This is a genomic window from Neisseria sp. Dent CA1/247 (assembly GCF_022870825.1).
GTDB lineage: Bacteria > Pseudomonadota > Gammaproteobacteria > Burkholderiales > Neisseriaceae > Neisseria > Neisseria zoodegmatis.
Genome location: NZ_CP091522.1, coordinates 2714554 through 2732804 on the forward strand (window position 1 = coordinate 2714554; position 18251 = coordinate 2732804).

General features: G+C 51.2%; 21 protein-coding genes and 2 tRNA genes. 3 read left to right on the forward strand and 20 right to left on the reverse strand.

Features of this window, described 5'->3' with window-relative positions; all coding sequences use genetic code 11:
• Positions 1-56: 56 nt before the first annotated feature.
• The 19 genes from LVJ85_RS13130 to mraZ all read right to left on the reverse strand — a co-directional run bounded on the left by LVJ85_RS13130 (position 57) and on the right by mraZ (position 16081).
• Positions 57-644, reverse strand: coding sequence for a murein L,D-transpeptidase family protein (locus tag LVJ85_RS13130; RefSeq protein ID WP_244740319.1), 588 nt, complete (start codon positions 642-644; stop codon positions 57-59).
• Positions 637-1089, reverse strand: a complete 453-nt coding sequence (locus LVJ85_RS13135) for a hypothetical protein (protein WP_244740321.1) — start codon at positions 1087-1089, stop codon at positions 637-639. The genes LVJ85_RS13130 and LVJ85_RS13135 overlap by 8 nt, the downstream gene beginning before the upstream one ends.
• A 341-nt stretch (positions 1090-1430) precedes the next feature.
• Positions 1431-2768 (reverse strand): UDP-N-acetylmuramoyl-L-alanine--D-glutamate ligase, encoded by a 1338-nt coding sequence (murD, locus tag LVJ85_RS13140; protein WP_244740324.1) that lies wholly within the window; start codon positions 2766-2768, stop codon positions 1431-1433.
• 149 nt (positions 2769-2917) lie between these two features.
• The gene (locus LVJ85_RS13145) at positions 2918-3415 is read right to left on the reverse strand and encodes a group II truncated hemoglobin (RefSeq protein WP_244740326.1); all 498 of its coding nucleotides are present in this window, start codon (positions 3413-3415) and stop codon (positions 2918-2920) included.
• A gap of 43 nt (positions 3416-3458) precedes the next feature.
• The gene (locus LVJ85_RS13150) at positions 3459-4433 is read right to left on the reverse strand and encodes a hypothetical protein (protein ID WP_244740328.1); all 975 of its coding nucleotides are present in this window, start codon (positions 4431-4433) and stop codon (positions 3459-3461) included.
• A gap of 86 nt (positions 4434-4519) precedes the next feature.
• Positions 4520-5602: a phospho-N-acetylmuramoyl-pentapeptide-transferase gene (mraY, locus tag LVJ85_RS13155; protein WP_244740330.1), complete on the reverse strand. Its 1083-nt coding sequence runs from the start codon at positions 5600-5602 to the stop codon at positions 4520-4522.
• Positions 5603-5691: 89 nt separating this feature from the next.
• A complete protein-coding gene (locus LVJ85_RS13160; protein ID WP_244740333.1) occupies positions 5692-5862 on the reverse strand; it encodes a hypothetical protein in 171 nt (56 codons plus the stop codon).
• Positions 5863-5886: 24 nt separating this feature from the next.
• Complete coding sequence (locus LVJ85_RS13165; protein WP_244740335.1) at positions 5887-6153, reverse strand: DNA mismatch repair protein MutS; 267 nt, start codon at positions 6151-6153, stop codon at positions 5887-5889.
• A gap of 75 nt (positions 6154-6228) precedes the next feature.
• On the reverse strand, positions 6229-6522 hold the full coding sequence (locus tag LVJ85_RS13170) for a DNA mismatch repair protein MutS (RefSeq protein WP_244740337.1): 294 nt from the start codon (positions 6520-6522) through the stop codon (positions 6229-6231).
• Positions 6519-6959 (reverse strand): DUF4105 domain-containing protein, encoded by a 441-nt coding sequence (locus tag LVJ85_RS13175; protein WP_244740339.1) that lies wholly within the window; start codon positions 6957-6959, stop codon positions 6519-6521. The genes LVJ85_RS13170 and LVJ85_RS13175 overlap by 4 nt, the downstream gene beginning before the upstream one ends.
• A gap of 57 nt (positions 6960-7016) precedes the next feature.
• Positions 7017-8411, reverse strand: coding sequence for a UDP-N-acetylmuramoyl-tripeptide--D-alanyl-D-alanine ligase (murF, locus tag LVJ85_RS13180; RefSeq protein WP_244740341.1), 1395 nt, complete (start codon positions 8409-8411; stop codon positions 7017-7019).
• Between the two features lie 146 nt (positions 8412-8557).
• Positions 8558-9526 (reverse strand): Abi family protein, encoded by a 969-nt coding sequence (locus LVJ85_RS13185; protein ID WP_244740344.1) that lies wholly within the window; start codon positions 9524-9526, stop codon positions 8558-8560.
• Positions 9527-9569: 43 nt separating this feature from the next.
• Entirely contained in the window at positions 9570-10091 is a 522-nt protein-coding gene (locus LVJ85_RS13190) for a M23 family metallopeptidase (RefSeq protein WP_244740346.1), read from the reverse strand.
• 67 nt (positions 10092-10158) lie between these two features.
• On the reverse strand, positions 10159-11028 hold the full coding sequence (locus LVJ85_RS13195; RefSeq protein WP_244740348.1) for a peptidase: 870 nt from the start codon (positions 11026-11028) through the stop codon (positions 10159-10161).
• Positions 11029-11080: 52 nt separating this feature from the next.
• Positions 11081-12556, reverse strand: a complete 1476-nt coding sequence (locus LVJ85_RS13200) for a UDP-N-acetylmuramoyl-L-alanyl-D-glutamate--2,6-diaminopimelate ligase (RefSeq protein ID WP_244740350.1) — start codon at positions 12554-12556, stop codon at positions 11081-11083.
• Between the two features lie 12 nt (positions 12557-12568).
• Positions 12569-14320, reverse strand: coding sequence for a penicillin-binding protein 2 (locus LVJ85_RS13205; protein ID WP_244740352.1), 1752 nt, complete (start codon positions 14318-14320; stop codon positions 12569-12571).
• A 43-nt stretch (positions 14321-14363) separates the two neighbouring features.
• Positions 14364-14624 (reverse strand): cell division protein FtsL, encoded by a 261-nt coding sequence (gene ftsL / locus LVJ85_RS13210; protein WP_085359212.1) that lies wholly within the window; start codon positions 14622-14624, stop codon positions 14364-14366.
• A 36-nt stretch (positions 14625-14660) separates the two neighbouring features.
• On the reverse strand, positions 14661-15629 hold the full coding sequence (rsmH, locus tag LVJ85_RS13215) for a 16S rRNA (cytosine(1402)-N(4))-methyltransferase RsmH (protein WP_244740354.1): 969 nt from the start codon (positions 15627-15629) through the stop codon (positions 14661-14663).
• A complete protein-coding gene (mraZ, locus tag LVJ85_RS13220) occupies positions 15626-16081 on the reverse strand; it encodes a division/cell wall cluster transcriptional repressor MraZ (protein WP_244740356.1) in 456 nt (151 codons plus the stop codon). The genes rsmH and mraZ overlap by 4 nt, the downstream gene beginning before the upstream one ends.
• Positions 16082-16397: 316 nt before the next feature.
• Here mraZ and LVJ85_RS13225 point away from each other — a divergent pair, with 316 nt between their 5' ends.
• The 3 genes from LVJ85_RS13225 to LVJ85_RS13235 all read left to right on the forward strand — a co-directional run bounded on the left by LVJ85_RS13225 (position 16398) and on the right by LVJ85_RS13235 (position 17898).
• A complete protein-coding gene (locus tag LVJ85_RS13225; protein ID WP_370686925.1) occupies positions 16398-17549 on the forward strand; it encodes a class I SAM-dependent methyltransferase in 1152 nt (383 codons plus the stop codon).
• Positions 17550-17739: 190 nt separating this feature from the next.
• A tRNA-Met gene (locus LVJ85_RS13230) sits at positions 17740-17816 on the forward strand.
• Positions 17817-17822: 6 nt separating this feature from the next.
• A tRNA-Ala gene (locus LVJ85_RS13235) sits at positions 17823-17898 on the forward strand.
• Between the two features lie 139 nt (positions 17899-18037).
• On the opposite strand, the gene LVJ85_RS13240 is transcribed toward LVJ85_RS13235, so the two are convergent.
• The gene (locus LVJ85_RS13240) at positions 18038-18211 is read right to left on the reverse strand and encodes a hypothetical protein (RefSeq protein ID WP_244743255.1); all 174 of its coding nucleotides are present in this window, start codon (positions 18209-18211) and stop codon (positions 18038-18040) included.
• Positions 18212-18251 lie beyond the last annotated feature (40 nt).

Genomic DNA, 18251 nt, shown 5'->3' on the forward strand with positions numbered 1-18251 from the left:
GTCAGCCCCTTATTTCGTTTTTAAAATTTCCCCGACTACCGGCAACGCGCCGCCGCTTAAGGGCGGATGTCGATGGGCGCATTGTAAGCCACGCTGCGGTAGAGTTCGTCCACCTCATCATCGGTAACCGCGATGCAGCCGTTGGTCCAGTCGCGCCGCAAATGGTGTCTGCCGATGGCGCCTTTACCGTTGGGCAGGCCGTGGATTTTAATCAGCCCGCCCGGCTCTTTGCCCTGTGAGGCGGCGTAAGCTTTATCGGTGGCATTCGGATAAGACACGCCCAGATTTTTATGATAGCCGCTGTTCGGATTTCGTTCGTTTATCCGGTAAAGACCTTCGGGCGTTTTGCCGTCGCCTTCAAACTGCTTGTGGCCGACGGGATTAAAACCCAGCGACACCGGATAAATTTTCAGCAACTCTTCCCCGTGATACGCCCACATCTGGCGCTTGGCCTTATAAACCACCAAACGGTCGATCACAGCCGAAGCCGGCAGCGGCTCCGAATTGCCTACCTTCGGCTTGGCCTCGGCCTCGCCTTCCAGCACGGCGGGCGGCAGCGGTTTCAGCCAAAATAAAAAGACTGCGGCGATGGCAGCAAGCATTGAAACGGCTATACCGCCCCCAAACCAAGTTTTTTTAATCATGGCTTACCGCCCGGCAAGCAGCATCACGCTTGGGCAACCACCTTGAAAACAACCATGCCGAGACCGCACCGACCGGCACAACCTCCCACCCCATCAGAATGTAACCGTATAAAAACGAAACCGCCGTACCCGTTGCCGCCATCAACATACTGCCGCGCCAACCTCGGAAAAGGCCGGACAACACAACAACGAAGCCCGTCAGCATTGCAGGAATCACACCCAACAACCAGCCCATCCAAACAATCCAAGGCAGCACTTCCGCAATCTCGCTAAACGAAACAGCTCCGCCTTGCGCAATGAAAAACACCGAACGGGATAAAGCGTAAACTAATGCGCCTGCCGGCCCACCGAAGAAAAACAGCAGCCACAGCATTTTTTTATAGCGGCACAATTTTTTGAGGCCGCGGGCCGGAACAGCTGCAGAATGACTTTCCGTCTGACTCATTTTCCACATCCTTTCAACGTAGCGTTTTATACAGACCCAAACCATTTCAGACGGCATCAAATACACAGCCCTAAACTTTCACAAAATCATAGAATATCCGTATATCAAGCAGCTTGCGCGGATCGATTGTACATTCTCCCCGTTGGAAATGCAGAAATTTTATTCCGGGAGGATGATTGCCGATGGTTTTTGTATTGGGAAACTATCGAAACAAACGGCTTCGCCATCAACGCCGATTACCTGAACCCCACTGCTCACAGATCTCTCTTTACATTCCCACATGGGCTATCCGTTTTCCGGGATATTTCGCCAAACAGTCAGGCCGTCTGAAAAACCTTATCTTATAAAGCCTCAAACGCCTCAACAAACACCTGCGCCCGATGCGCATAGCCTTTGAACATATCGAAGCTCGCGCAAGCAGGGCTGAGCAAAACGATATCGCCGCTTTGCGCCAGCTTGTAGGCCGTCTGAACGGCTTCTTCCAGCGTTGCGCAGTCAATCAAGTCCACACCGCAGCCGGCCAAATCGCGGCGGATCAGCGGTGCGTCCACACCGATCAGCAGCACGGCGCGGGCTTTGTTGTGCAGCGCGGCGCGCAGGGGCGTGAAGTCCTGCCCTTTGCCCTGCCCGCCTGCAATCAACACCAGCGGGCTTTGCAAACCGGCAATGGCGGCGGCGGTGGCACCGACATTGGTGCCTTTGCTGTCGTCGATAAACGTGATGCCGTTTTTCTCACCGACTTTTTCCACGCGGTGCGGCAAGCCTTTAAAGGTTTGAATATGTTGCAGCAATTCGGTTCGCGGCAGGCCGACGGCTTCGCACAAAGCCAAAGCCGCCAACACGTTTGCCGCGTTGTGCAAGCCTTGCAGGGGAATGGCGGCGGTGTCCAACAAATCGTTTGCACCGGCTTTCAGACGGCCTGCCTGAACGTCCGCCCAATAATCGGCCTGCCCTTCCAATGAAAACCATTTGATGTCGCGGTTCGGACGTTTCATGGCGCGGCACATCACGTCGTCGGCATTGAGCACCTGCACGCCGCTGCCGCGGAAAATTTTGTCTTTGGCGTGGGCGTAGTCGAGCAGGTCGTCGTAGCGGTCGAGATGGTCTTCGGAAATATTCAGCACCACCGCGGCATCGGCGGCAAGATGGTCGGTGTTTTCAAGCTGGAAACTGGATAACTCGAGCACCCACACGTCCGCCGCTTTACCGCCGCGCTGCATATAGGCTTCCAACACAGGCGTGCCGATATTGCCCGCCACCACGGTGTCCAGCCCGCATTTTTCGCACAGATAACCGACCAAACTGGTAACGGTGGTTTTGCCGTTGCTGCCGGTGATGGCGATGATTTTGTCGCTTTTGCCTTTCAACTCGTGCGCCAAAATTTCCACGTCGCCCAACACCACGCCGCCGCTTTGCTTGAACGCCTCGATTTCAGGCGCTCGCTCGCTGATGCCGGGGCTGAGTGCAAGAATATCGAAACCGTGCGCCAAAGCATCTTTCAGACGGCCTGTATAGCAGCTTAAGCCGTTAAACCGCTGCTTCAATTCCGCCTCGCGTTCGGTTTTCAGACAGGCATCATAAGCCGCCACCTGCGCACCCTGCCGCTGCAAAAACGCAATCATCGAAACACCCGTGCCGCCCAAGCCGGCGACTAGGATTTTTTTGTTTTGCCAGTTCATTTTGTTACTCTGAATATGTCCGTCATACTCGGGCTTGACCCGAGTATCTTGTTATCTGCAAGGCCGTCTGAAAAACCTTTCCCTACTATTTAGGAGATACTCGGGCCTAGCCCGAGCATGACTCGCTATTTTTATATCGATCAATTTTTTCAGACGACCTCAAAAAACCCTACCACCCCAAACGCTTTCAACACTGCCACCAACTCCGCCAGCCTATTTTCAGGATTGCCCGCCATCGGCGGCATGGGCGGGGCGTATTCCGGTTCGTTTTGATTACGCATCCAGTCGGCCAACACAAACAGGCGCAGCAACAGAGGTTCCGCCCATTCGGGTTTGACCGACAATTCCTGCAAGGCTTGGGCGAAACAGGCGATCCATTGGTTGCGCGTGTTCATGCTTACGGCAAAGGGAAAATGCCGCTGGCGCAAGCGCGGATGGCCGTGCGCCTGCTCGTACAGCGGCGGGCCGCCTAGCCAGCCGCTTAAAAATTGAAACAGGCGTTCGCGGGCATAATCCAGCGTTTCGCCGTGCTGTTCGCGCAGTTCGGCGTATTGCGGCTCCAAGTCCATCAAATCATAGAAGCGGTCGGTCAATTCCTGCACGCCCGCTTCGCCGCCCAATAAGTTGTAGAGGGTTTGTTGTGTCATTTTTATTGTGTGCTTTTCATCTGCGGATACATTCCAAATATCATTACTTGCATTTCATCAGTAGCAGCGGCTTTTTCAAAACTTGGTAAGGCGGTATGCCGTTTGCTTCCAATGAAAGTTTTTCATAGCGGTAAATGATATTGCTATTCTCATCATCTGCGGGCTTTTGCTCCGCATCCGGTCGTTTACGCAGATAAGCATTGGCCTTTGGATCAAAACGGTAATCTTCCAATGAAATGACGCTTTTTTCTTCACGCTCGGTTTCAGAAGCCGATTCCTTCGCGATATAGGATTTATATTGAGGGTTTACCCATAGCGCTTCATGAACCTTTACGGTTGCATTTAATACATAAGACTCAATCCGCTTCAGATCTTCTTCTTGATGCTTGTCGATTTCATCGTTTGACTTAACGATTTCTATGTACGGCCTATTATTGTCAACCAGACCCCGATCCGTAATCGTGTAACGTTGATCCTCATAAGTTAAATGGTAGTGGGTCACAATAAAATCGTTGTAGCGATCGGTATCGGATTGGTAATGCTTGGCAGCCGGATAAATGCCTTCGTTTCCTTTGCCGCCCAATTTCAAAAACGATAATTTTTGCGGCTTTTCAGCGGCAGTATAAACAAGCGGGCTTTTCAAACACTCGGCATCATCGTTCAGTACAGAGCGCATCTTCCCGGCTTTTTCTCCAACGAGCACGTTTCCCCATTCGTATCCGCGAAACATCAGGCGCATACCTTTTTTCAGATTAGGGTTATAACGCCCGTGTACTGAAAAAGGCGCAGCGGGATTGAACGGCTTCAAAACCAATTCGCCTCCCTGCTGCCGCCATTCTCCTACGACGGCGCCGCCGAAAAATACAATCGCAAAATGTCCATTCTCTCTCACAAATAAATTAGTCCCGCCTGCGGGGTCGGGCTGACCCATTGTGTATTGGCCGACAGGATTGGGTGAGCCGGCAAATGCACTTGCATTAAATATCAAAAGCGATAACACCCAAAAGCGGTTTTTCATTTTGCAAATCTTCGAGAGAGTTTGACGTGCATTCAGAGCATCACATCGTATGTTTTATCGATGCGGCCATATCTTTTCAGACGGCCTCAACGCACTTTCAGCGTACTCAAACCGATCAGCACCAGCACGATGGTAATAATCCAAAAGCGCACCACCACCTGCGTTTCTTTCCAGCCTTTTTGCTCGTAATGGTGGTGAATCGGCGCCATCAGGAAAATGCGTTTTTTCGTGCGTTTGTACCAGCTCACTTGCAGCATCACGGAAATGGCTTCGACCACAAACAGGCCGCCCATAATCACCAGCACGAACTCTTGGCGGATAATCACGGCCACGGTGCCGAGTGCCGCGCCCAAAGCCAGCGCACCCACGTCGCCCATAAACACTTGCGCGGGGTAGGCGTTGAACCACAAAAAGCCCAAACATGCACCGCACATGGCTGCGCAGAAAATCACCACTTCGTTCGCGCCTGCCACATACGGCTGCTGCAAATAGGCGGCAAATTCGGAGTGGCCGCTGGCGTAGGCAAAAATCGCCAAACCGCCCGCCACCAGCACCACGGGGAAAGCGGCCAAGCCGTCCAAGCCGTCGGTGAGGTTCACGGCGTTGGACGTGCCGACGATGGTTAGATAAGCCAACACCACAAAACCGAACACGCCCAGCGGCAAGGCAACTTGTTTGAAGAAAGGCACAATCAGAATATTGTTGGCCGAGTTCTGCGCCACATAAAACAGCAGCAGGCCTGCCGCCAATGCCACGCCCGATTGCCACACCATTTTGAACCGCGCCGACACGCCGTTCGGGTCTTTATAAACCACTTTGCGCCAGTCGTCGTAAAAACCCAGCGCGCCGGTAGCCAATAACACCAGCAGCAGAATCCAGATGTAGATGTTGCCGAGATTGCCCCACAGCAGTGTGGACACGGTGATCGCGGTAAGAATCAGCGAGCCGCCCATCGTGGGCGTACCGGTTTTAATCAGGTGGGTTTGCGGCCCGTCGTGGCGCACGGCCTGGCCGACTTTCAACTCGGTAAGCTTGCGGATGGTCCACGGGCCGAGTAGGAGTGAAAAGACCAAAGCGGTCAATGCAGCCATCACGGCACGGAATGTAGTGTATTGGAAAATATTCAGCGCAGAAATCCAGTCGCTGAAGTGGGCTAGCCATAAAAGCATGGAGGTACTTCCTTTTTGTTTGTGTTTTTATTCATCAGGCCGTCTGAAAAGGCTTCGAACATTATCGAATCCGTTTTCAGACAGGCATTTTATTGATCGGTTTTGCGCTCCATCACGCATATCGGATAACCGCCGGGTTGTTTTCCGCCGCCCAAATCCAGACATAAATCATCATAAACATAGGCTTGGAATTTCATGCCTGCGTAAAAAGCGGCCATTAGAGCGACGAGGAAAATAATGGTTTTGAGTGTTTTGTTCATATTTAAGATTTTGAATTTAATTACCTATTCATCCAAAGGCATAAAAGCTTCATCTTCGATAATCAGCCCTGTTAAACCGTTTTCACAACGGATTTCGACAAACCGATCGGTTTTTCCATATTTTTCATTACCTAAAAAACAGATACTTCCTTTGGGAATAACAAAATCCACAAGGCTGTAAGCCGCATCTGTACTGTTATATCCATGTATGTCTCTTAACGCTTTTACTTTGATTTCTTGTGAATGGCACGCACCCAACAGGAAAAACGCCATGCAGAAATATTGCTTCATTTGGATGGTTTACCTAAACTTTTATTTAAAAATAACTGTCCAAGGCTGTTTTTAGGCTATATCTCACTAATTCATTTACTCCACAGGCTTGAAAGCTTCGTCTTCAATGACCAGTCCTTTAAGCCCATTTTCACAACGAATTTCTACGAAACGGTCTGTTTTTCCATATTTTTCATTACCTAAAAAACAGATACTTCCTTTGGGTATCATGAAATCTACAGTTGACAAGTCCACCTCACCCGTATCAGATATACTGTAAGCAGCATCCGTACTGTTATATCCGGGTACATTTCTTAAAGCTTTTACTTTGATTTCTTGTGAATGACACGCACTCAACAGGAAAAACGCCATACAAAAATATTTTTTCATTTTTTAGGATAAATCCTTCTTTTAATTACTCGAGGAGATTTATTTAAGCCATCCATTATGTCTGATGGCGAGAGCATCCCACCCAAACTCCAACGCGGGTCAACAATAAGAATGTCGGTTACACCAAATACATTTACCATGGCAGAAGAGCAACTATTATTAATTAAATTGTATGGCTTATTCTCTTTTCTCTGCTTTTGTATCTCGTTTAAAATTGCATCTTTTTCTGCTTTGGTAACAGCAAGTGTATAACCCCAAGTGTCCCTACGCATATTTACCTGCTGTCTTAAGATATAGTTAACTTTATGATTAACACTCAAAATACTAACTGCTCTTCCATAAACGGTTCCGTCAATATCAACTGCAACATGTCCAAATTGAGAACCCATATGCCGCAAACTTGAATCACTAACTAAGATTTCGACAGTTTCTTCCACAAAACACTCCTTTCACAAATATAATCAAAGTGATAAATAACTAAAATTGCTTACTTCTTATTTACTCTCATTAACCAACGCCTCAACCACTTCTTCCATCTTCATAAAACGCGATCCTTTTACCAACACATTCGCCTCTTGCGGCAAATCGTGTGCCAGCACTTGAATCAGCGGGTCTTTGTCGGCGAACCACAGGCCGTTGCCGCCGAAGGTTTCCGCCGCGTGCGTACTGTCGTTGCCGACAAAATAGGCCGCTTCGATGCCTTTGTTGCGTGCGTATGCGCCCACTTCGGCGTGCATGGCGGCGGCTTCGTCTTCGCCGAGTTCGCCCATATCGCCCATCACGAATACACGCGGGGCGGGGAGTTGGGCGAGTACGTCGATGGCGGCTTTCATGCTGTCGGGGTTGGCGTTGTAGGTGTCGTCGAGCACGGTTGTGCCTTTGATGCCTTTTTTGATATTCAGACGGCCTTTGATGTTGGCAAAACCGGCGAGGCCGTCTGAAATTTCTTGCAGGCTCAGTCCGGCTGCTTGGGCGAGTGCGGCGGCGGCCACGGCGTTGTGGACGTTGTGTTTGCCGGGTACGGGCAGTTTGACGGCGGCGCGCTGGTTGCCGCACACCAAATCAAATTCGCAGGAAAGCGGGTTCAACACGATATTTTCCGCATGGATACCGCCCTCTTCCGCACCGAAAGTTTGGCATTTCAAGCCTTGTGTTGCGGCTTGGAACACAGCGGTATTCGGGTCTTGACAGGGAATCAGGGCGAGGCCGTCTGAATCCAACCCTTGATAAATCTCGCTTTTGGCTTTGGCAATATCGCCCACGCCGTCGAAGCCGCAGCCGACATGGGCGCGCAGGGCGTTGTTGACGAGCGCGACATCGGGCTTGGCAATGCGGGTAAGCTCGGCCAACTCGCCGAAGTGGTTCATGCCCATTTCAATCACGGCATAACGATGCGCGGGCGTGAGCTTGAGCAGAGTGAGCGGCAGGCCGATATGGTTGTTGAAATTGCCCGCCGTCGCCAGCACGGCCTCTTCGCCGAAACGGTGGCGCAACACGGCGGCCAGCATTTCTTTGACGGTGGTTTTGCCGGACGAACCGGTGATGCCGAACACAAACGGGTTGATATTTTCCCGCCACGAGCGCGCCAAATCTTGCAGGGCTTTGAGCGTATCGGCCACTTTCAACGCACCCGGCAGCGCGGCGCAATCTTCGCGCGACACCACGGCGGCAAGCGCGCCTTTTGCCAATACGTCTGCCACAAAATCATGCGCGTCGAAGCGTTCGCCCGCCAATGCGAAAAAGACATCGCCACTTTGAATATCGCGGCTGTCGGTAACGATGCGTTTGACGGTTTGGTTTTTGCTTCGCAGAAGCTCACAAAGTTCGCTTTCAGACGGCATCGGTAGGTTTAGGGTTTGGCAGATGAAGTTTAGGTCTAAGGGTTTCATGTTGGTTTTAAGTTTTCTTTATTAAGCCTGTCGGCCCTTAATACTATTTATAAACACTTTTTCATTGATTGGATAAGTACTTTTGATGTAATATCAAAAATGACATGACCGTCGCCTCTGCACAAACATTGTGTACGCGGCGGTTTTTATTTTTGCCATAAATCCCATTCTTTATAATTCTCAAACAAACCGAACTTGGCCAAACTCACTTTACTGCTTTCCTTACGTTCGGGAAATTCGCCCATCAAATCATCAAATCTCTCAGACCAATTCGAATTGGGGCAAAGTATTTTCATCATTTTCTGCATAATGCAGAAATAGAAAAAAGGTTGTTTGCTATCAATCTGCTTCCAGTATTGATCTTGGGCTATCGGTGCGGAAGAGCGCGAAATTTTGATGTTCCACAAACGGTCGTGATGGGCTGCAATATTGCGTATTTCATTTAAGCTGTTCAGCCATTGTGCAAAAATATCTCCGTTTACTGCACCATATTTTCGAGCAATCTTATTTTTATCATCATGCTTCAATCCGCCGTACAGCCAAGTCATCGCACCGAAATCCCATAAACAGCTTGCCGCCCAAATCGGCAGACAGCCATATTTTTCCATATTGTGCTTGAGTAGCAACAAATCCCTTTTTTCAGCTTGGCGTACCAACTTTTCAAACCGTTCCAACCATTCTTCATGGCCTGTTTTGCCACTATTTTTATTTTGCCGCTTCGTAAAATTACCGTGCAGGCAATCCGGATTGGTATGTGCCATCGGATCACGCTCCCCCAAAAGATGAACGATATCTACTTTAACAGCCGTTTCGATCCTTTCAAGTGCATCCAAAGCCGAGAAGCGCAGTTTTTTATCAAACAAATACAACGACAATACCGTTTCAAAGTCACTTTCTTCAGAAAAATCATCCAACAGTTTTTCTTGTGAAGCATCCCATTTTCGAAAAACATGAAAATATCCGCTCAACCGGTAATAACCTATCCGGCTCAAATATTTTTCTGCCCTGGCAGCATCCGGTACATTCATTCCCCTATTTTGCAAAAGCCTTACCAAATCTGAGAAATCACGCCAAGGCTTTAACTCGGCATATTTATTTTCTTGATTATGATTCATATACTTAAATTTAATTATAAGTAGTATTTTTTATTCAGACGGCCTATCTACTCTGATCAATCAACGGATAAGGATTCACCGCACCGCCCGGCAGGTAAACGCCGTAATGCAGATGCGGGCGGGTATTTTTGGCATTGCCGGTTTTGCCGACATAACCGATAACTTCGCCCGCTTTCACGCGGCGGTAGAGTTTGCGGCTGGCGAATTTGTCCAAATGGGCGTAGTAATGCCACGCGCCCGGGCCTTGTATGCCGATCACTTTGCCGCCCAAGCGGTTTTTGCCGAGTTTGGTCACGATGCCTGCGGTTGTGCTGCGTACCGGCGTACCTGTTTTGGCGAAAATATCCACGCCTTCATGCCTGCGTCCGCCGCTGCGGGGCGCGCCCCAAGTGTCGTCGAAAGAGTGGCCTTTCACGGGGTTGATCAGGCTTTGTTCGGTGGGCGCGGGCATGGCCCTTAGTGCGGCTAATTCTTGGGTTGGCCGCGGGGCGTGTTTGGTTTGGCAGCCCCATAGGAAAATCAGGGCGGCGACGAAACATAAGCTGCGTTTGAAGTATGTTTGCATGGTCTCGGCTCTACTTATGTTATGAAACGGCGGAATGTTTTCAGACAGGCATCATGCTCTTAATATCTTAATAACTGCCGAATTTCCCGTAACGCTGATAATCGGAAAATAAAAACACTGCAACCGTTTTGCCGTTTTTTTGATACGGATAAAACAATTCGTAATTGCCTTCCTGTGCAACAAACTCGATTTCATTCGAATTGTTTTGGAACGTTTTTTGCAGGTATTCCCGCTCACGCAAATCGGCGCTATGCAGATAATCTGCTTTTCTGATGATTTCCTGACTATCATCGACACGCTTATAAACCAGCGTGTCTTGCGGCTGCTTGTCTGTTGCCGAGGCTGCATTGGCCGCTTCGGAAAAATCTTCCAGAGGGCGGCTGCCGAAGCCCAAATACACCGGCGTTCCATTGATGGTATCGGGCACAATCACGGCCACACTTTTGAAAGCCGTGTCTTGCTTTTCCATCAAATTCAGATAATTGGCCGTGTTTTGTATATAAGGCAGCTCAAAACGGTAATCCGCCATGGCTTGCATTTGGGTGGGGTGCTGTTTTACGAGTTTTTCTGCGGACTGTATCAATATCTGCTGTTTCTTCTGCGCAGTCAGATAATTACCGCCAAACAACACCGCAGCCAACAAGGGGAATACCAGTAACAACATATACAGCAGCTTCTTACCGCTGCGAATCTCGCTGCCGCCCTCCCCTCGTTCGGCGATGCGGGTCAGGTTCAGCATGATATTCAGCATCAGTGCTCCGGCCATCAGCGAAATAATGCCTAAGATGCTGAAACCGAAAGTTTCCGTGAGGTGTTGGCGGAACACTTTCAGGCCGAATACCTGTATCAAGATAAAAGCGAACACCCAATATCCGAGCAAAACTATCGACACCAACCCGATGATATTGCTGAGTTTAACCAGTTTTTTTGTATCCATTGCGCTATCCTTGTTTTTCAGACAGGCATTACTTAATATGCCTGTCTGAAAACTATCTTCCCGCCAAAGCTTTCTGCGCTTCGTCAAAATCGGAAAAATAGTGCTTCTGACCCTGCACGTCCTGATAGGTTTCGTGGCCTTTGCCGGCAATCAGGATGATGTCGTTGGCGGCGGCGTGTTTAACCGTGTATTCGATGGCCGAGCGGCGGTCTGTTTCGACGTGTTCGGGTTGGGGCACGGCGGGGAGGATGTCGTTGATGATGTCGGCAGGCTCTTCCATGCGCGGGTTGTCGCTGGTCACGACGACTTTATCCGCGCCGGCTACGGCAGCCGCGCCCATCAGCGGGCGTTTGCCTTTGTCGCGGTTGCCGCCGCAGCCGAACACGCACCACAGGTTTGCGCCTTGCGGTTTGATTTCCTGCAAGGTGGCAAGTGCTTTTTCGAGGGCATCGGGGGTGTGGGCGTAATCGACGACGACAAGCGGTTTGCCGGGGTTCATGATGCAGTCCATACGCCCGGTGGCGGGGCGGATTTGGGCAAGCACGCGCAATACTTCGTCCAACGGGTAGCCCGCCGAACACAATACGCCGACGCACGAAGCGAGGTTTTGGGCGTTGAAGCGGCCGAGCAAGCGGGTTTTGACTTCGCCGCTGCCCCACGGGGTGTCGAGCTGCACGGTCATGCCGTCTGAAGAGGCGGTGAATCGGGTGATGCGGATGTCGGCTTGTTCTGCAAAGCCGTAGCCGTACACGTTTAGTTCTGGGCGTTCTGTTTTCAGACGGCCTGCCAGCGCTGCGCCGAACGGGTCGTCCACATTAATCACGGCGTGTTGCAAACCTTGCCAGTAAAACAGGCGGGATTTGATTTCGCCGTAGGATTCCATGCTGCCGTGGTAGTCGAGATGGTCGCGGGTGAGGTTGGTGAACACGGCCGTCTGAAAAGGCACGCCGTTAACGCGGAATTGGTCGAGGCCGTGGCTGGACACTTCCATCGCTACGGCTTTTGCGCCTTGCTGTTTGAACCGGTGCAGCAGGGTTTGCACGGAAACGGGATCGGGCGTTGTGTGGGTGGCTTCTTCCAGCGCGCCCCAGAAGCCGTTGCCGACGGTGCCGATGATGGCGCATTTTTCATCCAACAAATCCGCTGCTTGCGCCAGCCATTGGCTAACGGAGGTTTTGCCGTTGGTGCCGGTTACGCCCCAAACTTTGAGGCCGTCTGAAAGATTGCTGTACACTTGGCCGGCCACGATTCCGGCGCGGGTTTTCAGGTTTTTAATGCCTTGATTGGGCACGTTCCATTCGGGATTCCACGCGAATTTGCCGTCGTCGTCCCAAAAAACAAAAGCCGCGCCGTTGGCTACGGCGGCGGGGATATACTCGCGCCCGTCGGTGTATTCGCCCTGACAGGCAATGAAAATGTCGCCTTGTTTGATTTTACGGCTGTCTGAATGCAACAAACGCCCTGCTGCGTTTTCACACAGCAAGGGCGGTAAGTCGGTTTCAGCTAAAGGAACTAAGTCGCTGAACATATTGTTTACTCTTTAATTTTTGGAGGCCGTCTGAACGGGTACATCTTTTAAAGGTTTGGTTGGCGAAACGCCGAGAATATTCAGGCTGCCGCCCATGATGCCTTTGAACACGGGGCCGGCCACCACGCCGCCGTAGTATCCGTTAACAGTCGGTTCGTCCACGGTAACCGCCACAATCACGCGCGGTTTGTCTGCGGGGGCGAAACCGATAAAGGTGGCAACGTGTTTGTCGCTGGCATAACGACCGTTAACCAGTTTGCGTGCAGTACCGGTTTTGGCAGCGACATCAAAGCCGTCCACCGCACCCATGGTGCCGGTACCGCCTTTTTCGGTCACGGAAACCATAATATCGCGCACCGCGCGGGCGGTTTCGGGTTTGATAATCTGCACGCCTTTGGGCGGAGCCACTTGTTTTTCAAAGCTTACCGGCAGCAGTTCACCGTCGTTGGTCAGCACGGTATAGGCACGTGCCAGTTGCAGCAGGCTCAATTGCAAACCGTAGCCGAACGACATGGTTGCCTGTTCGATCGGTTTCCAGTTTTGCCACTTGCGCAACAAGCCGGGGCTTTCGCCCGGGAAGCCCGAGTGCATGCGCTGGCCTACGCCCAAGCTCTGATAAAACGTATACATTTCTTCAGGTTTGAACATGGCCGACAGTTTGCTGGTGCCGACGTTGGAAGACTTCTGCATCACGCCGCGTACGTCCAGAGAAGGATACACATGGGTATCGCGCACGGTAGCCGGGCCGATTTTGTACGGATTGGTATTCAAACGGGTGTTTACGTTTACCTTGCCGGCATCCAATGCCTTGGCAATCGGGAACGGCTTCATGGCCGAACCCGGCTCGAGCATATCGGTAACGGCACGGTTACGGCGTTGTTCGCTGCCTGCTTCGCCCGGATTGTTCGGGTCGTAGGCGGGGCTGTTGACCAATGCCAAAATCTCACCGGTTTGTGCGTCCAGCACAACTGCGCTGCCGGCTTTGGCACGGTGGTAATCGACAGCTTTGTTCAGCTCGTCGTAGGCCAGCGTTTGGATACGCTGGTCGAGCGACATCACCATATCATGGCCGTTTTGCGGATCGCGGTTGCGCGGAGAATCAAGGCTATCAACGATATTGCCTTTATTGTCGCGCAGCACCACTTTGGCACCGTTTTTGCCGTGCAAATCGTCTTCGCGCGCCAGCTCCAAACCTTCTTGGCCTTTGCCGTCGATATTGGTAAAGCCGATCACATGGGCAAAAAGGTTGCCCATCGGGTAATGGCGTTTGGATTCTTTTTGGAACGCCAAACCTTTAATACCCAAAGCGGCTACTTTATCGGCGGTTTCTTTGCTCAACTGGCGTTTCAGATAAATGAAGTCTTTGTCTTTCTTCGCCAAGCGCGCTTCGATGGTTTCAACCGGCACACCGATTAAGGCGGAAAGTTTGGCCAACTGCTCGCCGGTCGGCTGGATATCCATGCCGGAAGGTACGGCATACAGCGATTCGGTCGGCGCGCTCAAAGCCAACGTTGCGCCGTTGCGGTCGGTAATCGTGCCGCGCGACGCAGGCAGGGTAATGGTGCGCACAAAACGCTGGTCACCCTGATTTTTCAGAAATTCATGTTGGGTGGTTTGCAGATAGACACCTCTGCCCACCAATGCCGCAAAAGCCAATGCCAATCCGCCCAGCACAAAAGCAATCCGCCCGTTGGTAGAAACGGGTTTTTTTGCCTTCGGCTGTTTAGACAGCATCTGCGGCTTATATTCGTTTTTGATTAACATAGCAACTTCTCTTTTTTATTTCAGCAACTTGTCGTGCTGTTATTTACTTCATTTCAATCATGCGGGTGTCTGCTGCGCTCGGAGGCTGTAATTTTTGTTTTTCGGCTGCTTCTTTAATCAATTTATGATTCGACAACTTGGCCTGCTCGAGCTTCAAACGCGCATAATCCTGATCAAGCTGGATTTCGTGCTTTTGGGCCTTATCCAGCGAAATGTAGTATTGGCGCGACTGGTCTTGCACGGTAACAACCGCCAAACCCGACAACAACGCCAACACCAGCAAAATCACATTCAATTTATTCATATTTTTTCAGACGGCCTTCCGACTGCATCTGCCTTTTCAGACGGCCTGTTGTACTTCAAACTTGCCGCTTGTGCGCTCGGCCACACGCAATACGGCCGAACGTGCGCGCGGATTGGCTGCGGCTTCTTCCTCACCCGGCTTGATGGCCTTACCCACTGCCTTCAAAGGCGGCTGCGGCAAATCGGCTTCTTTCACCGCCGCCCAACGCGGCAGCTGCGGGGGCTGGGAATACTGCTTGATAAATTGTTTCACAATGCGGTCTTCCAGCGAGTGAAACGCAATCACAGCCAGCCTGCCGCCCTCTTTCAGACGGCCTGTAACCTGCGGCAAAACTTCTTTTACTTCTTCAAGCTCACGGTTGATGAAAATCCGAACGGCTTGGAACGTCCGGGTCGCCGGATCTTGACCGCGCTCACGAGTACGGACGTTTTGCGCCACGAGCTGCGCCAGCTTGCGGGTTGTATCGATGGGTGCCGTTTCGCGTTGCGAAACAATGGCGCGCGCAATTTGGCGACTAAACCGCTCTTCACCATAATTTTTTATTACCTCGTGCAATTCTTGTTCGTCGGCAACGGCAATCCATTCCGCCGCCGACATCCCTCTCGTGGGATCCATACGCATATCCAGCGGCGCATCAAAACGGAAACTGAATCCGCGCTCCGCTTCGTCTATCTGCGGCGATGAAATACCCAAGTCAAACAATGCACCGTCGATTTCGGCAATGCCCAATTTGTCTAAGGCCGTCTGAAAAGTAGCGAAACCGTTGTGCACCACATTCACACGTTTGTCTTGCGCCGCCAATTCGTTCGCCACGGCAATCGCCTGCGGGTCTTTATCAAACACTACCAAGCGGCCTTGTTCGCCGAGCTTCGACAAAATCAGGCGGGAATGCCCTCCCCTGCCGAAAGTGCCGTCCACATAAATACCGTTCGGGCGGATATTCAATGCGTCAACCGCTTCATGCAGCAGCACGGTTACATGCTGCAAAGGTTCGGCGGCACTCACAGTTGCAAATCCGTTTGGCTCAGCTGGAAGGCCAGCTCGTCAGGATCTATATCCAAAGCCTTGTTCATTTCATCTTCCCAATGTTTGCGACCCCACAGCTCCAAGCGGTTGGCCCGCCCCACCAGCGTAACGTCTTTATCGAAATCCACGCGGCGACGCAGATTGGCGGGAAGCAACACGCGCCCTGCCGTATCCAACTCCAGCGTATCGGCATTGTGCAGCAACAGATTTTGGTAACGCTGCAAAGCCAGATTGCCGGCCACTTTCAAAGACAACAGCTGCTCGGCAACTTTTTGCCATTCCGACTCGGGGTAAATCAGCAGGCGGCTGCGCGAATCCAGCGTTGCCACCACAGCCGGTGTGTAATGGCGCAGCAAAAGCTCGCGGAACTTGGCAGGAATCGCCAACCGCCCTTTGCTGTCTATGCTCAACTCGTGAACGCCACCAAACACTTTATCCCACTCCGTCAATAAAACCGGGCAATAGAGACACTTTGACACACATTACCCCACATGCCCACACTATAAGAAATTTTACAGGCTCGGTCAAATCCGCTCTTCGGCAAAAATAAGCGTTTAGACAACCACTTACCCCTAAAAAAACAGGTACGCACCCGCTTTTGGCGCATACCCGTATGCATAAAACACCATATATAGTGTAGGTCAATTACACTAACTACCATATTTAGTAAAAAAGACGTAAAAAACATGCCGTTTTAATCCGCGCTATAATACACGCGAGTCCATATAAAATTTACATGTTCTAACAATGATAAACCCACAACTTCCCGCCCCGTCCGCAGCCGCTTCGGCTTCCTCCCAAGCCTTACAAAACCTGATTGCGGAAGAAATTACAAAAAATGACAATTTCATCCCATTTTCCCGCTTCATGGAACTGGCACTTTACGCCCCCGAATACGGTTACTACACCGGCGGCGCGCACAAAATCGGCGCGGCAGGCGATTTCATTACCGCTCCGACATTGTCCCCGCTATTCGGCCAAACCCTAGCCCGCCAAATCGCCGCCGTGCTGCCGCAAACCGACGGCAATATTTACGAATTCGGCGCCGGCACGGGCGAACTGGCCGCAACCTTGCTGCAACAACTTTCAGACGGCCTCAATCACTACTACATCATTGAATTATCAAGCGAACTGGCTGAACGCCAACGCCGGCACATTCTCGAAAAAGCTCCCCAAACGGCAGATAAAGTTATCCACCTAAACGCCCTGCCCGATGCCTTCGACGGCATCATCATCGGCAACGAAGTGCTGGATGCCATGCCTTGCGAAATCGTTAAACGCGAACACGGCAGCTTTTGGCAGATGGGTGTGGCCTTAGAAAACCAATCGCTTATCCAAACCGCCCGCCCTCTGGCGCAAGAAGAACTGCTCAAAGCCGCTGCCGAATACTTCCCCGTGTCCGAACCGTACACCAGCGAATTACACCCCGCCCAACACGCCTTTATCCGCACCCTTGCTGAAAAACTCGTGCGCGGCGGCATGATTTTTATCGATTACGGTTTCGATGCCGCCCAGTATTACCACCCGCAACGGCACATGGGCACATTCATCGGCCACTACCGCCACCACACCGTACACGACCCGTTTTTCCACATCGGCCTTACCGACCTGACCGCCCATGTGAATTTCACCAATATCGCTTTGGCAGGCACCGATGCCGGACTGGACTTAATCGGCTACATCACCCAAGCCAATTTCCTGCTCAACCTCGGCATTACCGAAATGCTGGCACAAACCGCCGCACCCGATTCCGCCGACTATATCCGCGAAACCGCCGCCGTACACAAACTGGTCGGCCAGCATGAAATGGGTGAATTGTTTAAAGTCATCGCCTTCGGGCGCGGCATTGATGTTGACTGGCAAGGCTTTATGTTTGGCGATATCTGCCACAAATTGTGAATACAAAGCGGATACGAGGCCGTCTGAAAACCACACCGTTGGTTTGCCATGCTTTTTTCAGACGGCCTCCATGCTTTCCAAGCACACGAAATTGATATTTTTTCTTATAAAAATCAAATAAAAACAAACATAAGCCCATAAATCGGTTGCCCAAAAACAAAAAAGCCGTATAATCACGCTTTCACGAAACGGCGAATTAGCTCAGTCGGTTAGAGCAGAGGAATCATAATCCTTGTGTCCGGGGTTCGAGTCCCTGATTCGCCACCATATTTCGGGGGTATAGCTCAGTTGGTAGAGCGCTTGCATGGCATGCAAGAGGTCAGCGGTTCGATCCCGCTTACCTCCACCACATAACAAAAAAGACTTGGTTTTTACGCCAAGTCTTTTTTTGTTTGCCGTTTCATTTTCCAGCTCAAACCCACCGTTCAGACAGAACAAATTTCGGGCTAAACGCTCCGGTCCAACCCGAAAATGTCTGCGTGTCGTTTTTATCGTTCCGGCACACGCACCACCACAGTATTGGCAAAATAATCCTGCAAGGTACGGCGGTTTTTCTTAGGCTCAAACATCATGGCTAAACAAACCAGCCACACGATAAACGACAGCGAGTTCGCAATATAATCGGCCACCAAACTGTCCCGCCCCGCTACAAACGCCAGCAAATAGGCCGCAACCGTTGACGCCAAGCCAAGCCAAGCACGA

Excerpts from the sequence above, each read along its gene's own strand:
- LVJ85_RS13130 (WP_244740319.1), bottom strand. The coding sequence starts at position 644 with ATGATTAAAAAAACTTGGTTTGGGGGCGGTATAGCCGTTTCAATGCTT.
- LVJ85_RS13135 (WP_244740321.1), bottom strand. The coding sequence starts at position 1,089 with ATGAGTCAGACGGAAAGTCATTCTGCAGCTGTTCCGGCCCGCGGCCTC.
- murD (WP_244740324.1), bottom strand. The coding sequence starts at position 2,768 with ATGAACTGGCAAAACAAAAAAATCCTAGTCGCCGGCTTGGGCGGCACG.
- LVJ85_RS13145 (WP_244740326.1), bottom strand. The coding sequence starts at position 3,415 with ATGACACAACAAACCCTCTACAACTTATTGGGCGGCGAAGCGGGCGTG.
- LVJ85_RS13150 (WP_244740328.1), bottom strand. The coding sequence starts at position 4,433 with ATGAAAAACCGCTTTTGGGTGTTATCGCTTTTGATATTTAATGCAAGT.
- mraY (WP_244740330.1), bottom strand. The coding sequence starts at position 5,602 with ATGCTTTTATGGCTAGCCCACTTCAGCGACTGGATTTCTGCGCTGAAT.
- LVJ85_RS13160 (WP_244740333.1), bottom strand. The coding sequence starts at position 5,862 with ATGAACAAAACACTCAAAACCATTATTTTCCTCGTCGCTCTAATGGCC.
- LVJ85_RS13165 (WP_244740335.1), bottom strand. The coding sequence starts at position 6,153 with ATGAAGCAATATTTCTGCATGGCGTTTTTCCTGTTGGGTGCGTGCCAT.
- LVJ85_RS13170 (WP_244740337.1), bottom strand. The coding sequence starts at position 6,522 with ATGAAAAAATATTTTTGTATGGCGTTTTTCCTGTTGAGTGCGTGTCAT.
- murF (WP_244740341.1), bottom strand. The coding sequence starts at position 8,411 with ATGAAACCCTTAGACCTAAACTTCATCTGCCAAACCCTAAACCTACCG.
- LVJ85_RS13185 (WP_244740344.1), bottom strand. The coding sequence starts at position 9,526 with ATGAATCATAATCAAGAAAATAAATATGCCGAGTTAAAGCCTTGGCGT.
- LVJ85_RS13190 (WP_244740346.1), bottom strand. The coding sequence starts at position 10,091 with ATGCAAACATACTTCAAACGCAGCTTATGTTTCGTCGCCGCCCTGATT.
- LVJ85_RS13195 (WP_244740348.1), bottom strand. The coding sequence starts at position 11,028 with ATGGATACAAAAAAACTGGTTAAACTCAGCAATATCATCGGGTTGGTG.
- LVJ85_RS13200 (WP_244740350.1), bottom strand. The coding sequence starts at position 12,556 with ATGTTCAGCGACTTAGTTCCTTTAGCTGAAACCGACTTACCGCCCTTG.
- LVJ85_RS13205 (WP_244740352.1), bottom strand. The coding sequence starts at position 14,320 with ATGTTAATCAAAAACGAATATAAGCCGCAGATGCTGTCTAAACAGCCG.
- ftsL (WP_085359212.1), bottom strand. The coding sequence starts at position 14,624 with ATGAATAAATTGAATGTGATTTTGCTGGTGTTGGCGTTGTTGTCGGGT.
- LVJ85_RS13225 (WP_370686925.1), top strand. The coding sequence starts at position 16,398 with ATGATAAACCCACAACTTCCCGCCCCGTCCGCAGCCGCTTCGGCTTCC.